The organism is Rheinheimera sp., from assembly GCF_036568245.1.
Taxonomy (GTDB): domain Bacteria; phylum Pseudomonadota; class Gammaproteobacteria; order Enterobacterales; family Alteromonadaceae; genus Alishewanella.
On record NZ_DATCSY010000275.1, the window covers coordinates 1 to 16,641 of the forward strand.

The 16,641-nt window shown below is 51.7% G+C and carries 10 protein-coding genes; 3 read left to right on the forward strand and 7 right to left on the reverse strand.

The features are described 5' to 3' along the window. The 3 genes from VIN66_RS12495 to imuA form a co-directional block, all read right to left on the reverse strand. Nucleotides 1–1,951 (reverse strand): PHP domain-containing protein (locus tag VIN66_RS12495; RefSeq protein WP_331924284.1); only part of this gene is annotated, 1,951 nt, incomplete at its 3' end. Between the two features lie 11 nt (nucleotides 1,952–1,962). Further along, nucleotides 1,963–3,360: a DNA polymerase Y family protein gene (locus tag VIN66_RS12500; RefSeq protein WP_331924285.1), complete on the reverse strand. Its 1,398-nt coding sequence runs from the start codon at nucleotides 3,358–3,360 to the stop codon at nucleotides 1,963–1,965. 1 nt (nucleotide 3,361) lies between these two features. Then, entirely contained in the window at nucleotides 3,362–4,030 is a 669-nt protein-coding gene (imuA, locus tag VIN66_RS12505; RefSeq protein ID WP_331924286.1) for a translesion DNA synthesis-associated protein ImuA, read from the reverse strand. A 139-nt stretch (nucleotides 4,031–4,169) separates the two neighbouring features. Between imuA and VIN66_RS12510 the strand changes: the two genes are divergently transcribed. Then, on the forward strand, nucleotides 4,170–4,478 hold the full coding sequence (locus tag VIN66_RS12510) for a hypothetical protein (RefSeq protein WP_331924287.1): 309 nt from the start codon (nucleotides 4,170–4,172) through the stop codon (nucleotides 4,476–4,478). Here VIN66_RS12510 and rlmC read toward each other — a convergent pair. The 3 genes from rlmC to VIN66_RS12525 all read right to left on the reverse strand — a co-directional run bounded on the left by rlmC (nucleotide 4,475) and on the right by VIN66_RS12525 (nucleotide 13,897). Then, a complete protein-coding gene (rlmC, locus tag VIN66_RS12515) occupies nucleotides 4,475–5,620 on the reverse strand; it encodes a 23S rRNA (uracil(747)-C(5))-methyltransferase RlmC (protein ID WP_331924288.1) in 1,146 nt (381 codons plus the stop codon). The two genes, VIN66_RS12510 and rlmC, sit on opposite strands and share 4 nt — an antisense overlap. 63 nt (nucleotides 5,621–5,683) lie before the next feature. Next, entirely contained in the window at nucleotides 5,684–8,032 is a 2,349-nt protein-coding gene (pbpC, locus tag VIN66_RS12520) for a penicillin-binding protein 1C (RefSeq protein ID WP_331924289.1), read from the reverse strand. 18 nt (nucleotides 8,033–8,050) lie between these two features. Next, on the reverse strand, nucleotides 8,051–13,897 hold the full coding sequence (locus VIN66_RS12525) for an alpha-2-macroglobulin (RefSeq protein ID WP_331924290.1): 5,847 nt from the start codon (nucleotides 13,895–13,897) through the stop codon (nucleotides 8,051–8,053). 259 nt (nucleotides 13,898–14,156) lie between these two features. Between VIN66_RS12525 and VIN66_RS12530 the strand changes: the two genes are divergently transcribed. After that, complete coding sequence (locus tag VIN66_RS12530; RefSeq protein WP_331924291.1) at nucleotides 14,157–14,513, forward strand: hypothetical protein; 357 nt, start codon at nucleotides 14,157–14,159, stop codon at nucleotides 14,511–14,513. A gap of 39 nt (nucleotides 14,514–14,552) precedes the next feature. On the opposite strand, the gene thpR is transcribed toward VIN66_RS12530, so the two are convergent. Continuing rightward, nucleotides 14,553–15,092, reverse strand: a complete 540-nt coding sequence (gene thpR, locus VIN66_RS12535; protein WP_331924292.1) for an RNA 2',3'-cyclic phosphodiesterase — start codon at nucleotides 15,090–15,092, stop codon at nucleotides 14,553–14,555. A 90-nt stretch (nucleotides 15,093–15,182) separates the two neighbouring features. Between thpR and VIN66_RS12540 the strand changes: the two genes are divergently transcribed. Further along, a partial coding sequence (locus tag VIN66_RS12540; protein ID WP_331924293.1) for a PAS domain-containing protein occupies nucleotides 15,183–16,641 on the forward strand: 1,459 nt, incomplete at its 3' end.

Below are 16,641 nucleotides of genomic sequence, written 5' to 3' on the forward strand. Positions count from 1 at the left end.
GAATCACCTGCTCCTGAAAAATCGGCACCCCAAGCGTGCGGCTAAGCACACCCTTAACCTCCTCTGACGGATACTCAACCGCTTCCTCACCATGCCGGCGCTTTAGGTAAGGGTGAACCATGTCGCCCTGGATAGGCCCTGGCCGCACGATTGCAATCTGGATCACTAAATCATAGTAATTTGCCGGCCGTAGCCTTGGCAGCATACTCATCTGTGCCCGCGATTCAATCTGAAACAAGCCTACCGTATCGGCGTGCTGAATCATCCGGTATACCGCCGGGTCATCCCCCAAAACACTGATACCTGCAATGCTCAAATCACGCTGAAAATGCTGCTTTACCAGCGCAAAACATTTACGGATAGCGCTTAACATACCCAGTGCCAGCACATCCACTTTGAGCAGCTTCATCGTTTCCAAATCGTCTTTATCCCACTGGATCACTGTTCTGTCGGCCATAGCAGCATTTTCGACCGGTACCAGCTCATACAAAGGCCCCTGCGATATCACAAAGCCGCCAACATGCTGTGACAAATGCCGTGGGAAGCCGCGTAACTGCTCAACCAGCAGTACCAGCTGCTGCGTGGTCTCACTGTCCGTATCAAGTCCCAGCGGTGCCAGCTGCTGCTGCCAGCTAAGTGCCGGATCACGCCGCTGAATGTTCTTCACCAGAAAATCCAGCTGACTAAGCGGTAACCCCAGCGCTTTACCGACATCACGCAGCGCGCTTTTAAAACGGTAGCTGATCACGGTTGCGGCCAGTGCCGCCCGTTCCCGGCCATATTTGCGGTAAAGGTACTGAATAACTTCTTCGCGCCTTTCGTGCTCAAAATCCACATCAATGTCTGGCGGCTCTTTACGCTCTTTTGATAAAAAACGCTCAAACAATACCTGAATTTTCTCCGGGTCAACTGCGGTGATTTGCAGGCAATAACAGACGACGGAGTTGGCCGCAGAGCCCCTGCCCTGATATAAAATGTGGTTTTGCCGGGCAAACTGCACTACGTCATGAATGGTTAAAAAGAAATACTCGTACTTAAGCTCAATGATAAGGGCCATTTCTTTGTCGATAATCGACTGCACCCTATCAGGAACACCGGCTGGAAACCTCAGCTTTGCCCCGCTACTGACTAACTTTGCCAGATAACTGCTGGCAGTTTCGCCTTCCGGCACCAGCTCACTGGGGTATTGATATTGCAGCTCTTCCAGTGAAAAAGTGCAGCGCTTAGCTATCTGGCAGCTTTGCTCCAGCCAGTCGGCAGCAAACAACTTTTTCACCTTACTGACAGGACGCATGGCCCGCTCGGCATTACTGAGTAAATGCCGGCCCAGCGCAGCTATCGTTTTTCCGGCTTTAATCGCACTGACACAGTGCTGCAATGCCAGCCGCTCTGGCGTATGCATCAGCACAGCACCACAGCACATGAGTGTTAACTGGTATTGCTGCGCCAGTTGCAGACAATAAGCCTTAAATGCCGCTTCGTTGTGGCTAAGCTCACGCCGCATTGCCAGCCATAAACGCCCATTATGATATTTCTGCAGCCAACTGGCCCAGTGTGCATCGCTGTCGGTATCCCCATCCGGCAACCACAACAACAGGCAATGTCTGATGGACATTAAATCCCACTCGGTCAACTGGTAGCTGCCTTTGCTGCTACGCCGGCGGGCATTGGTAATAACCCGGCACAATTCACTGTAGGCTTGTTTATCCGGGCACAGCAGTACCAGTTGCAGCTTATCCAGCCGGAAATAACTGCCAATAATCAGTTTAATCGCCAGTTGCTGCTCATCAATATGACGATAAGCCCTGACCACACCGGCAACAGAGCATTCATCCGTCAGCGCCAAAGCGCTATAACCCAGCTCAGCAGCCTGCTGTACCAGCTCTTGCGGGCTGGACGCCCCTTGCAGAAAACTAAAATGGCTCTGGCAAAACAACTCAGCGTAACTCATCTATTGCTCCGTCAGGCAAACATGCCCTGCACAAACCAGCGCTGCTCAGCTGTGCGGTATAGCCATAGCCACTGCCCCTTACGGTTACGGCCGATAAAGTAATCCCGCTGCAGCAGGGGCTGCCAGCGATTGATACAAAGCCGCTCCGGGCCGCTGTTAAGTTCAACCGGCTCGGTCAGGGTTATAGCTGAACTAAATAAAAAAGCCGGCCTGACCGCCAGGGCAGTAATATCATGATTAACTGCGGTGAAAGGCAAAGGCCGGCTACTGGCCTGCTCGGGTAGATGCTGATTTTGTAATGACAAGCCACTGACGGCAGCACGGCCCAGCCGCGCCTGTAACACAGAAATAAGCTGCAAGGCCGACATAGCGCTCTGCACTGGCTCAAATAAAGCATTATTATCCGGGCGCTGTGGTGCAAAGCGCGGTACGTCAAGCTTGATGCCGGATGCGGGCTCTGTCAGGCGTACTGTTTCCAGTTGCAGCTGACATAATCTCAGCCACTGGGCAGCCCGGTATTCGCCCTGCGCTGAGCTTATCACTACCGTCAACGGCTTTTGAGCCCGAAAGCGTATTTCCAGCAGTAGCTGATGGCACAGCGCGTCCGCACGTTGCAACTGCAGCTCCAGCTGCTGCAGCAGCAACTTCAGTGGCGTGTTAAGCACCGCGGTGTCACTGATGTCATAAAGCAGCTCAAGTGTGCTGCTAAAGCCCTGCTGTGGCTGAACATAGTCTAATGCATGATAAAATTCGCCGCGCAACCGGCCAAGATAACTAAGCAGGCTATGCTCAAAGCGCCTGCCAAGCTCTGCCTGCGACAACGCCATCACCTGCCCCAATTGCTGTAACCCCAGCCGTTGCAGTTGCTGCTGAATCTCAGGGTTTAACTCTGTAAACCTAAGCGGGCTGCGCTTTAGCTGCGTCAGCATAGCGTCGCTGTCACTGCTGATTAAGTTCAGCTGTTGCCGGGCCAGGCATTTAGCCGCCAGAGGCGTATTGCCGGTCGCATAGCTGTAACGGTAAGGCAGAGCCGACAGCGCGGTTTGTATCGCCTGCCAGTAACCGGCCAACCCCTGATACAAACGCAGGATCTGACACAGCCGCAGGTACAGGCCATCGGGTGGGTCCAGCGCAATGTCAGGGCTTAGCTGATACAGCTGCTGCGCCACAGTGTTTAGTAACTCCAGCTGCCGGGTATGCTGATACGGAACAAGTTGCAGGTTATGACAAAGCGCCGCAGCGCTGCCCAGTGCCATATTTGGTTTAATGCCACGCTCAGCACAGTGGCCATCAAGCTGAATAATACGGTGTTGCTCATCGACCACCGCCAGTGGCAAAGTTGTATTTGCCGTCGCACTGATGCTGTCCAGCTGTAACGCCGGAAACTGCAGATACAAATATAGTGCCATCTCAGCCTGCCCTGCGTTGTACCTGCTGTTGGCTACTATAGCGATAACTGAGTGCCGGCCAGCGGCATTGCATATCAACCAGAAAAGGGCCGGCAGGCCAACCGCCTTTGCGCTTGTTCACATTCAGCAGTACGCCATACGGATGCGCAGCCAGTGTCAGGCTCAAATTAACCGGCAAGCTTAAGGCTGCCTGGGGCCGGCGTAATAAGAACAGGCTGGCATTGCCCTGTTCTGCGGCCAGTTGTAAGCGCCGGGCCTGGGCCAGACGCAGCATGACCTGCCACATCAGTACTACCGCGGCACAGCCGCTTTGCAAGCATTGCTCCGCCGCCCACAGCGCTTCCTTGTTGTTTTTAACGCTAATAACCAACAACTGGGCCAGATTAATCCCCGCGCCTGCCAACATATCGGCACAAGGTTCTGCCGGGGGTGAAATCATCACCAGTAAGCGCCCGTCCTGATGCTGTTGTTGCAAATAGGGTAATAACAGCCGCAGTTCACCAATCCCCTGCTCAGTCTGAATATCGACAAGCCCATTTGCCGGAAAACCTCCCGCCAGCTGCTTATCCAGCTCCGCATAACCGGATGTGACCGCCTGATATGCAGCCTGCTGGCTGTTACCATGCCACAACAACTGACGCCGGGTTAATTGTTCAAGTAACGCAGACATACTCACCACCAAATACTGTATATTTAGACAGTATATATCAACAGTATCAGGATGCAAGGCAAAGCCTGGCCGGGCAATTAAGCTACTGTTAAGCTGAAACTGCTACAACTTAGCCATGCATACAAAGAAGGTAAGCGATATGAACAAGATATTATTAACCTGCAGCCTGGCGTTACTGATCAGCCAGCCTCTGATGGCCGCACCGGATAAAGACAAACCTTTACCGCCGGGGTTAGCAAAAAAAGTGGCACAGGGTAAGCCACTGCCTCCGGGGTGGCAGAAAAAACTGGCGCCCGGACAGTTTTTACCGGATGACTACTATCGTCGTGGCGTTGTGTTGGGCAGGCCCAATTCCGACGGTATTATCAGTATTCAGATAGAAGGCACTGTAGTGGAGCTGTTTGAACACAGCCGTGAAATTGTGCGCATCCTCGAAGGCAGACATTAGGCCTGTTTCGCCAGCAGGGTCAGCACTTCATAGTGGCTGCTGTGGGCAAACATATCAAACAGCTGTACTTTTATTAACCGGTATTGCGTAAGCCTGGCCAAATCCTGCGCCAGGCTGTCAGCGTTGCAGCTGGAATACAGCAACCAGTCAGGTGCCAGCCGCTGTATATCCTCACATAAAGCATTGCCCAAACCGCGTCTTGGCGGGTTTACTACCAGTAAGTCGGGTGGTTCTGCTGCTGCCTGCGCAAAAGCGGTTGAATCCAAAGCCTGAAAGCGAACATCCTTAAAGCCCATCTCTGCTGCTGCACGCTGTGCACTGGCAATGGCCGCAGGTGCAATCTCAATACCCGTCAGCTGCTGTGCAGGATTTGCCACATGCAAACCAAAGCCGCCAACACCGCAAAACAAATCCCAAATTGTGGCAAAGCGGCCATGTTCCTGCTGCAGCTGCGCTGCCCAGTCCGCCGCGGTTTGATACAAACTGGCCGCCATTACCGGCTGGGTTTGAAAAAAGCTTTGCGGCTGCAAATACAAAGGCACGGCGTTTAATTGCTCAGCCAGAACACTGTGCTCTGTCAGTACAATTTCTTCTTCCCCTTCCAGTATTGCTGCCGGTTTGGGTTGCAGATTAACGGAGCACACTTCCAACTCCGGTAGTTGCTGTAGCAACCAGGGTAAATGCTTTTGTATTGACGCCAGGCAATTTTTAGAACGCAGTACAAAACGCAGCATAAAGCGGCCACTGTGCAGGCTTTGGCTTAGCAAAATAAACTTCAGCTCACCACGGCGGCTTTCAATGTGATACGGTGTTAAACCGGCGCGGCTGATAAAGGCTTTACACAGGCTAAAAACCCTTTGGAAAGCGGCCGGATACAGCGGGCAGTCAGTTAAATCGACTGTTTCTTGCTGGCTATTAATAATACCCAGCACAGGCGACTCTACTGTACCCAGTGCAACCATTTTGGCTTTATGACGAAAACCCAGCTCGCTACTTGCCACTACCGGTAACACTTCAAGCGGCGCAAAAGGAGCTAGTAATGCCGTCAGTTGCTGCTGCTTTAACAGCAACTGTTCGGGGTAAGGTTTATCCAGCCAGTGGCAGGAAACACAGCGCTTAGCATCAAAGTGGGTGCAGTACATAACAGCTTCCGTAAAACAATCGACGCTATTTTAACGCAGCTGAACACGCTCTGCACTTACGCTTTATTCTGTTATCAACTTCTGGCTGGAAACACCACCCAAATCATCGACAACCTTAAGCTCGAAGGCCCCAGCTTCGCCCTGCCACAGCAGGGTTTCACCCGGCGTTACGGCACCAAGATAACGGTTATCAATAAACCAGTGTGCTTTGGTCACAGCACCGTCAAAACTAGCTTGCAGCGCAATCTGGCGCTGCTGCAGTGTTTTACCAAGCTGATACACTAACGATGGCTGGGGTGAGCGGATTTGTGGCGCCTGCACAGACAGCATCGGCACACCACTGCAGCTCTGCTGGTATGGCGGCGCACTGCTTAGTATCATGCCCGCCTGTGAAAATGCTGCGGCGATATCTGATGGCCAGAACTCATACACCTTCAGCTCCGTCTGGGGTGGCTGGGGCTGACAGGCGCGTAAACCTGTTGCCCGATACACCGGCACAGCCCGGTGCACATCAGACATTCTGATCGGCGAGACACCGGGAATAAACCAGCCCTCTCGTGTGTGCGGGCAGTATTTATTCGGTAAATCGCCGCTGCGGCTGCACAAAGCGACTTTTTTCACATTAAGCTCAGCCGCTGCCGTAAACAATGCGGTTTCAGCCTCAGTTTGCTGTGGTAATAACGCCAGCAGTTCAAACAGCAAAGGCCCGGCAGCACTGCGGCCGATGAAATTGGGGTTGCTGCTGCCATCAAAGTTACCCAGCCAGACCGCCAGTACATAATCTCCGCGCAAAGCAATGGCCCAGGCATCCCGAAATGCATAGGAGGTACCGGTTTTCCACGCCACCGGCACAGTATCGGTAAGCTGTTGCAGCAACACCGATTGTGGTTTTGGGTGCTGGCGCAGCATATCCAGCGTTAAAAAAGCCGCTTCCGGTGTCAGCACCGGCCTGGCCTGTTGCACTTTGATATCAGCAAACCATTGCAATTCCTGCCAGTTGCCGCCGTTACCCAGCATGGCATATAGCTGTACCAATTGCTGCATACTCAGCTCCATACCGCCCAGCACCAACGCCAGGCCGTAATACTCGGCACTGTGTGATAAAGGTACGCCGCTAGCCGCCAGCCAGTGATAAAAATCCGGTGCTGTTAAACCGGCCTGCAACTGCACTGCCGGTAAGTTCCGGCTATTGATCAAGGCTTCAGTTGCCGTCACCGGGCCAGCAAACTGGCGGTCAAAATTTTCCGGATTAAAGCTGCCAAAGCGCCTTGGTAAGTCGTTAAGCAAACTCAGTGGGTGAATAAGCCCCTGCTGTAACGCCAGTGCATAGACAAAAGGTTTAAGGGCAGAGCCCGGAGAGCGTTGCGCCGTCACACCATCGACCTGACCGGCAATGGCGGTATTATTAAAATCGGCAGAGCCAAGCCAGGCCATCACCTGCATGGTACTTCGCTTTATCAGCAGTGCACTGGCGTTATTAAAGCCTTTGTCACTGTGCCGGCGTAAATAGCTGCTAAGCTGGCGCTGCATCGCCTGCTGGATCTCAGCCTGCAGGCTGGTGTAAAACCGGCCCTGCTGAAGCCCTTTTGCCTGCAACTGATTAACAAAGTGCGGCGCACTAAATGGCAGATCTGTACGGTGCAAAAACGTCAGCGGTAGCGCCAGACGCGCAGCGCTGGCTTGCTGCTTAGGATAATGTTGCAACCACAACGCCAGTAAGCGCTGGCGGGCCAGCTCAAGCTGCTGCGCACCGTTTTTGCTCAGCGGGCTGCGTACATTGGGGTTTTGCGGAATCACACTTAATGCCAAAGCCTGCTGCACCGTCAGATCTTTGGCCTCTTTACCAAAGTAAATCAGGCTGGCCGCGGCGACACCTTCGATATTGCCGCCATAAGGTGCGTAGTTAAAATAGGCTTCCAGAATCTCGTCTTTGCTGTAATGCCACTCCAGATACAGCGCCAGTAACAGCTGCTGTAACTTCCCCCCAAAGTGGCTGGTATTCAGGTCAAAACGCAGCCTGGCTAACTGCATACTTAAGGTTGATGCGCCCTGACGCCTGCCGCCTTTGATCACACCTTGCCAGAACGCCCGGCCTATAGCAGGCAAATCCAGGCCCGGATGCTGATAAAAGCGGCGATCTTCGTACAACAGCGTTGCTTGCTGCACAGAGGGGGCAATATCTGTCAACGGTACTTTTAAGCGATAACGCTGATCGGCTGCCAAACGCAAACTCAGTAAAGTGCCGTCAGCTGCAAAGTAGGCTCCTGACTGCTGATACTGCGGATATAGCGGCGGCGCAGGCATCAGCGATAGCAGTAATAGCACTGCAGCCAGCACCAGCAGTAGCGCAACGGCTGCATACTTCAGTACGCCAGCCTTCAGCCTGTTCTTGTTATTAACCGACACTGACACGGCAGCTCTCGTTGTCCATTATGGCGCTGCCGCTTCAACCACAAAGCGCCCGGCAGCAGTACTGGCATAAACAGTACGGTCGTACATTGACTCGGCAGAAGCTGTTGGCAGCGTAAAATCACCGGCGGCCGTCACTTTTACCTTGTACTGCAGCTCAGTCAGTTGCGGGCCAAAGCCGGCATAGTACACTACCCTATCTTCGCGGATATCTACATAATCGGCGCGCCAGCGCCCCTGCTGACGCGGTACTGAACTGCGCACTACAGAGAAACCGGCCGGTAACAAATCAATTACCGCAATATTGTTATGCCAGCTGTCGGTTAAGCTGCGAAGACGCAGCCGTACCGTCAGCTCGTCACCTTGCCTGGCACTGGTAACAACGTTGCCTTCGCTATTCAGATAGTCTCTGACAACTTCCAGCTGGTTCGCCACGGCTTTAACCGCTGTTTGCTTGGCAAAGCCCGCTTCGCTTAAGGCATAAAACAGTTGCTGGTTACTCTCAATTAAGATTTTTTCGGCGGCCGTATTAAACGCTGCGACAGGCAGGGCGCTGTTGTTATCTGCCGGTGTCAGCTCTGTACGATTGCCCTGCCCGTCCAGTTGGTAAAACTGTACCTGGGCGATGCCATTATCCTTTTGCAGCTGACCATAGGCAGATAGCGCCAGCACAGAGTAAGCTGCAGCTATAGTGTTGTACTGGCCGCTGAATACCGGCTGCAATAACTGCAATATCTGTTCACCATCCAATGCTTTGGCGCGCTCAGGGAAATGTTGCGACAACAGATAAACGTACTGCGCATCCAGACTCAGCTGCGACTGAAAGGATGGATTCGCAAACGCTGGCAGTGGCGCGCTGCTGCGAGCCAGGTAGCCCGATTGTAGCGCTGACACTTTCCCCAGACGGTAGCCAGATAACAGCCCTTGTGCCAATTCCGGCTTTTGCAGCAACTGATAGCTGGCAGCCATATAAATAGCAGCCACATCATTTTGCCACGCCTGCTGATGTTGTTTTTCTAACCGCTCATGTAGCTCCGTCAGATAGTTAGTGGTGACTTCACCGCTACGAGTCAGCAAATAAATCGCATTGGCCCTTAGCCGCGCCTGATACAGGTTAGCGCCGCTTAAGCGTGCTACGCCACGCAGGTATTCCAGCCCTTGCTGGTACAGATAATCAGGCACCGCTAAGCCCTGCTCACGTGCGGCCAGTAAAAAGTGCATCACATAAATACTGGGAAAATCGGCACTGCTATAACCACCGGGCCAGAAACTGAAACCACCATCACTTTGCTGCCGCTCGGCCAGCTTCTGAATTAACACGGCGAACTTTTCATTCAGCGCAGGCCACTGCGCCTGATAGGTTTTCTGTTGCACCAGACCAATCCACGGAAATACCTGCGACACCACCTGCTCGGTACAGCCATGCGGGTACTGCTCCAGATACCGGGTAAAACTCTCGGCCAGCACCAGCGGGTTAGCTGATGCGGTAACCGCTAACTGAGCAAACGGCTGATAAAGCGGGTAGCGGGTGTTAAGCCTTACCGGGCCTTTGTCAGCAAAACCGGCCTGTAAGGTACTTTCATAACTGCTGGCCGGGCGGATACTCAGGCTGACGGCACGGCTGGCATCTTCCTGTAAGTTACCCTGCTGATAACTTGCCGTGAAACTGAGACTGGCCTCACCCGGTAACTCACCGGCTTTCACTCTGAATCGGGCAATCTGCTCGCTGTTTTCACTAATACTAAGTTGCTGCTGTAACGGGCTGATAGCTATTATCGTATCCGGCAAGTTAAGCGCTACCTTAATGCTGGCATTTGCACCTGAGCCTTTTACACCATTGGCCACTGCCACGCTGATATCAAATTCGTCACCGGGCGCTGCACTTTGCAGCACATCCGGTGTGAGCACAAAGGGCCCGCGCACACGCAGGTCTTTACTGGTAGCGCCCAGTGCATCATCGCCTACTGCGATAGCCATCACTTTCACATTGCCACTAAAACTGGCCGGTAAGGTTACTTCTGTTGTCGCCAGCTCAGCAGAGGCTTTAAGCTTACCGAGCCAGAACACACCCGGCTGTTCGGCACGGCGGGCAAAGGGGTTCAGGTTTTTATTCAGCATCATGGCTGCTGCCAGCGCACGACGTTCAGTATCGCCACCGACACCGGCTAACTGGCGCTGCAGTGCACTGAACTCCGGCAGCAGCAAATCGAGCATTTGCATACTGCGTACCTGCAGCGCACGTTTTTGCAGATAATGCGACAGTGGGTCTGGCAACTGATATGCCGCTACCTGCAAAATGCCTTCGTCAACACCGTACAGCAACAAGTCCGTGGCGCGATCTGTTTTATAACCCAGCGTAAAGGCTTTACCCGGGCGCACCTCCTCCGGTACGATCAGGCTGATGCCGAGCTGGCGTTTACTGCGGTCAATATTAAACGGCACCACAGCATAGCTAAGCGGGCTGACAAACAAGGCGTCAGAGTCACTGCCGCGCACAAAGCTGACATTGATATAAGCATTGCCCTCAATACCTTCTGGCAGCTTAATACGCTGTATACTGCTGGTAGTAGTGGCGGTAAACCAGCTGAATGCATGTACCTTATTGCTTTCAATACTGATTAGACCGCTACCGGTATAAGGCGCAGTAATATTCAGCTCTATCCAGTCACCGGTTTTATAATCAGCTTTATCCAGCTTCACACTTAACGCCGCATCTTTTTCCAGCATAGCACTGATATTGCCAGCCCCGGCAACGCTAAAGGCCACCTTACCCAGTAACTGATCTGCCTGGCTAAGCTGCAGCTCAAAATCACCGGCTTCCGTGGTTGGCAGTGCGTAACGACTACCGGCGGCATCAATTGCAAAGGGCGCTTCGGTTAACACCACTTCCTGTACGATGCTCTGATACTGATAAGTACCGTCTTTTTGCTTTACCAAACTCGAAACCGGCCGCTTTTCTACCAGCTTCAGGGTCAGATCGGTAAGTGCGATCTGCTGCAAACTGTTGTCGACAGCAATAAACTCAAGTTCCCGGCTTTGCTGCTTTTTAAGATAACTGAGGCTGCCATCGGCTTTTACCCCGACCAAAGCACTAAGTGGCGATAACAACGCACTGCTGACGCTTTGCACGCTGCGGCCGCCGCCGCTGTCGAACCCTTCGGTGTGCAGTAGTAAGCGATAAGTCCCCCCGCTGTATTGCTCAAGCGGTAAAGCAAAACTGGCTTTACCATCGGCATCAGTTTGCTGCTCGGGCAGCGTTTGCTTTACAACGCTGGTTTTGATCTGCTCATCCTGCGGAGCTAAAAAGCGGTACTGCGGGTACTCATCAAACCTAAAGCTTACCGGCATCAGCTCAAACCGCGCCGTTACCCGCCGCTGCTGCGCCGGGGTGCCAAACAAGTTATCGAGCTGCACCAGCGCCTGTAAGTTAGCCGGTGATAACCAGCCCGGTGCTTTGGCCCCTCTCTGCTGGTTAAAGCGGCTGCTTATTTTCAGCGTATCTGGCTGAAACTCTTCGACAGAGAAACTGACTGAGCCCAGATAGCGTGTCGCATTTCCGTTGTTATCCAGCAAGCTGATACTGGCATTGTAATTACCGGTATCGCTGCTTGGCTGCGTATCTACACTGAACGTATGCATACCGCGGCCGCTTAAACTGAAGTTCTGCTGATAAAAGGTGCTGCCGCGCGGGCCCTGCACCTGGATCCTGAGCGGCAGCTTCTGCGGCGCAGCTGCCAAGTCGCTCTGGCGGATAATAGCCGCAAGCTGTACCTGCTCACCGGGGCGGTAAATGCCACGATCGCTGAACATATACGCGCTCAGTGCTTTGCTGTTTTGCTCATCCTGATAGCGGCCATCGGTATTAAACTTAGAGTAATCCAGCTGGCGGCTATACCTGTCGTACGGGATAAAACTGCTGTCTGTTTTACCGTCGCGGCTATGGCTCACCAGATATACCGTGGGCTGACGCTCCCGTTGCAAACCTCGTGTTTTGGCCAGTTGTACACTGCCAGCCTTATCAGTTGTACCTTCAAGCACCGCCACGCCGTTTTTACCCAGCAACCTCACGTTAGCACCGGCTACTGGCTGGCCGCTTGCCAGCGACATGACAAACACCTGCTGGCTGCTGTCGCTGTTGTGCTTTACCAGTAAACCTAAATCACTGACCAGCACAACACGCTTGTCCAGCTGCTCGCCCTCATCTTTCGGCCGCGCCGGATTAAACTCGGATAACTGAATAAAAAACATGCCCATACCGGCTTTTTCCAGATACGGCTTTAAATCCAGCGCCAGATAATTCGCCTGTTTGGCATGGCTGTTTGCCAACGTAAAGGTTTTCTCGTATACGCTACTGATGTTGCTTTCATCAAAGTTATAGTTCTGAAAATATGGCTGGCTGATATCGCCACCGGTTTGGCTGATAAAATGATTCAGCTGATCGGGTAACAGCTTAAACAATCTGGCTCTGACACCCTTTACTCCGCGGCTTAACAGCTGCAGCTTTTGCTCACCGCTTAGTGTCAACAGCGCGCCTTCACCGCTTAATCTGGCCTCTTTCGGGTACTGTGGTGCCTGTACCACTGCGCGGTACTCACTGCCAAGGCTAAAGTCGCCGGCCGATTGCAGGCCTTGCGGCACACTGACAAACAGGCTGTGGCCTGGCGGTAAATCCAGCTTTATGCTGAAGCTGCTATCGTGTTGTTGTGCGGTTGGAATCAGCTCAAACTGCTGCAGGCTGGCTTGCTGCAGCACATTGCTGTTCACTTCGCCAACAGACCAGTAATAGGAGTTACGCCGCGGATGCTTTGGCAACACATACAACTTCAGCTTATTTTGCAGCTCGCTACGGCTGATACGATCAGTAAAACTCAGCAGCAGCATTTGCTCAGGCTGTAACTCGGGCGTGCGAATGATGTCGGTACGCAAATCCTCGACCTTTAAAAAGCTGCGCTTATCCGGCACCAGCAACTGCTCGGTGAGTGTATGCTCTGTTACAGCGTTACCGTTTTGTGCTGTTACGCCTTTTTTCAGCTCAAGCGTTAAATACTGCTCGTGCTCTGGCAAGGTTAAAGCTGCCGACTGAACATAGACCTCACGGCCGGTTTTATCGGCTGACAGTGTAAATTCCAGCTGCTTAGCTTTACTGTCATGGTCACTGCCATCGGCCCGCATCGCCATCGACAGCATCTTTTCAGCACTGGCTAATGCTACCGGGTGGCTGAAATTAATGGTCGCCACCACCTGCCGGGTACCGGGCTCAGTTGGATGCTGATAAAACCGTAACCGGTTAATCTCGGCCGTCAGTGGCGCACTGCTAAAGTGATACTGCTGCTGAGCCAGCAGAATGTCGCGGGCAAAAATATCTTTGCTCAGGCTGACACTATAATCCTGACCTGCAGGCCAGGCCTGCTCTGGGGTAAATACCAGACTATTTTCATCCTGCCACAGCCATTTACCTGCTATTTGTGGCTGAATACTGACGCCCTCAGTCAGCACCTCACCAATTAAATCTAAACGCGCAGCAGAGAGCTGTGGTGCAGGCATTATCTGTTGGCTATGGCGCCTGATATCATAACTAAAGCGCAGCGTTACCGGCGTGGGCTGCTCAATATTATCCTGATAGTAACCCAGCTCTGGCCCTTCAATGTTGGCTAGCACTTTTAATGGCTTCGGCAGTTGCTGATAGTAATAAACGCCTCCTGCTGTCGCCACCAGCAGTAGCACCAGCGAGGCGGATATCGCGCCGAACTTCGCCGGGCGTAATTTAGCGTAATGACACAGCTGCTGTAACCAGCGCGGCGCCGTCCAGTTTACCGAGCCGAAGACGGCACTTAGCAGTTTGCTAAAAGATGATGCAGAGCCAGACATAACCAGTCCTTGTTAACGGGGGATACCGCCGGCGAGTATAACCGGCGAAAATTAATCACTGATGAACTATAGCATTTTGATCTGCAACACTTAATCTGGTGCAGCAGCCGCTTAGCTGACCACTATAGCTTTTGTAAAAGATAAAAAAATGATAAAAATGTTATCTGCATTTATCATTTGACCACTTCTTATTTCCAATGTTGACTGGGTTGGCAGTATGCAAAACAACCAAGGCCCACATAATATAAAAGGAAATATCATGAAGAAGACTATTGCTGCAGGTTTATTATTGTTATCCGGTTCAGCTTTTTCCGCTCAGATGGAATGCATGGTTGATACCGCCGCCTACGACGAATGGTCTGTCGGCCAGTGTATGTCATTTGAATATACTATGGACTATGCCGCTAATGATGCTATCTGGCGTATTACCAACCTGACCAAACCTGTGTCATCTGTTATCTGGTCAGAAAAAACAGCTGGCTGCGACTCCACGGCAACTTATTGTACCAAAGCAATAAAACCTTACATTTTCCACTTAGGTAAAGCCACCATTCTGTATACAGATGGTACCTACGAAGTGGTACAGGCAACAGCACAATTTGAAACCGGTTTTTAACAAAACGCCGACAGCACCCTATTGCGGTTGCTGTCGGCCTTAGCCGCTAAAGGTGTGAAGTGGCAGGTACCTGACGCTCCCTTCAATATTCACTGACTGATAAAGCGCAAACTCGCTGATAACCAGGGGCAGCGGCGCGATCTGTCGATTAAAGTTTTCGTTTACCGACACGTGACGCAGCAGTGTCACATGTGGCCGGTAACAATCATGTATTTCATTAAACCCCTGCGCTTTGCATATCTTCGCTAACTGCTGCTGTAAACCCCGCAGCTCCGCCGGCACAGCAAAGGGTGCCAGATACAGTATTTTCGGTTTCGTGAAAGCGGCCAGTGTATCTAATGTCAGCTGAAATGGTGGCATAGTTAAGCTTTGGGCAGCAGTGAGCAGGTGCAACTTTTGTGCTGTAGTTACCTGGCCTAAGAAAAACAGCGTTAGGTGCAGATTATCAACAGCGACCGGTTTCGCCGTCGGAAATTGCTGACTCAACAGCTGCTGATACGGCAGTAACTGTTTTTGCTGCGAGGCGGAAAATTTAAGGCTGAAAAATAATCTTTCCGAGCTATCAGAAGTGTTCAACATTTTGCCCCAACTTAAGAATTTTAAAAAAAATTTGCTTTAACCATTTGTACTTACTAGCTTTATCATTGTCCCCAATTAATGAGAATAACTATGTTAGGTTTATCTTCCAGCGCTGATAATATTGTTGCCGCAATCAATGCAACCCAGGCTGTTATTCAGTTCTCTCTCGATGGCATTATTCAATCTGCCAATGATAATTTTTTAAACGTTATGGGGTATGACCGTAATGAAGTGGTTGGCAAACACCACAGCATGTTCGTCGAACCTGCCGATGCCCAGTCAGAGCAATATAGAATGTTCTGGCAAAAACTGCGTGGAGGCCATTCGCAAACCGCAGAGTTTAAACGTATAACAAAATCTGGCCAGGATGTCTGGATCCAGGCCACTTATACACCGATAAAAAAACACGGCCGGGTTGAACGGGTAATCAAGTTTGCCACAGATATCACCGAGCAGGTATTGATGCGCGCGAATCTGCAGTCGCAGATCAGCGCCATTCACAAAGCTCAGGCGGTGATTGAATTTAATCTTGATGGCAGCATTATCAGTGCCAATGATAATTTTCTTAACCTGATGGGTTACAACCTGAACGAAGTGGCCGGAAAACACCACCGCATATTTGTCCCTGATGAAGAAGCCGCATCACAAGCGTATCAGCAGTTCTGGCAAACGCTGCGCGGTGGCGAATATCAGACCGCCGAATACCGCCGCCTTGCTAAAGGAGGCAAAGAAGTATGGATCCACGCTACCTATAACCCAATAAAAACCCCTGATGGCAAAGTATTCAAGATCATTAAATTTGCCAGCGATATTACCAACGAGGTGCGCCAGCGCGCCGAGTTTCGCTTGCTGTCGATGGTCGCTAACGAGACAGACAATGCGGTGATTATTTCTGATAATAACCGGCTTATTCAATATGTTAACCGTGGTTTTCAGCGTATGACCGGCTTTAGCGCCAACGAAGTACTGGGCCACAAAGCCAAAGAGTTTCTGATTGGCCCACGCACCAATGCAGAAACCTACAGCAGAATGGAAGCCGAACTTAACGCCCCGAATGCATTTTATGATGAAATTGAAATTCACTGTAAAGACGACTCGACGTTGTGGATTTCAGTCACCAGCAACCCGGTAGTGAACTCACAAGGCAAACATAGCGGCTATATTGCCATTCTGGCCGATATTACCGACGTAAAAACGGCAGCTATCGAGTCTGAAACCCGGCTTGAAACAATAGGCCAATCACTGTTGATGATTGAGTGGGCGGTCGCTGGTAACGTTACTGCTGTAAACGACTACCCAAACAAAATGCCTGGCGTCTCGGCTGCTCAGTTCAATTCAGCAGTGCGCAGCTGGCGCGATTATTTATCAGAGGCTAATACGCAAATACTGCTGCAGGGTAATAGCGTCACACAAGAGCTGAACTTTACACTTGAACAAAAAGATATCTGGATCGGCGGCACTTTCAGTGCAGTAAAAAACCCTTATGGCAATATCGCCAAAATTATTCTGTACGGCACCGACATTACAGAACGGCTACTGGTGGTAAAAC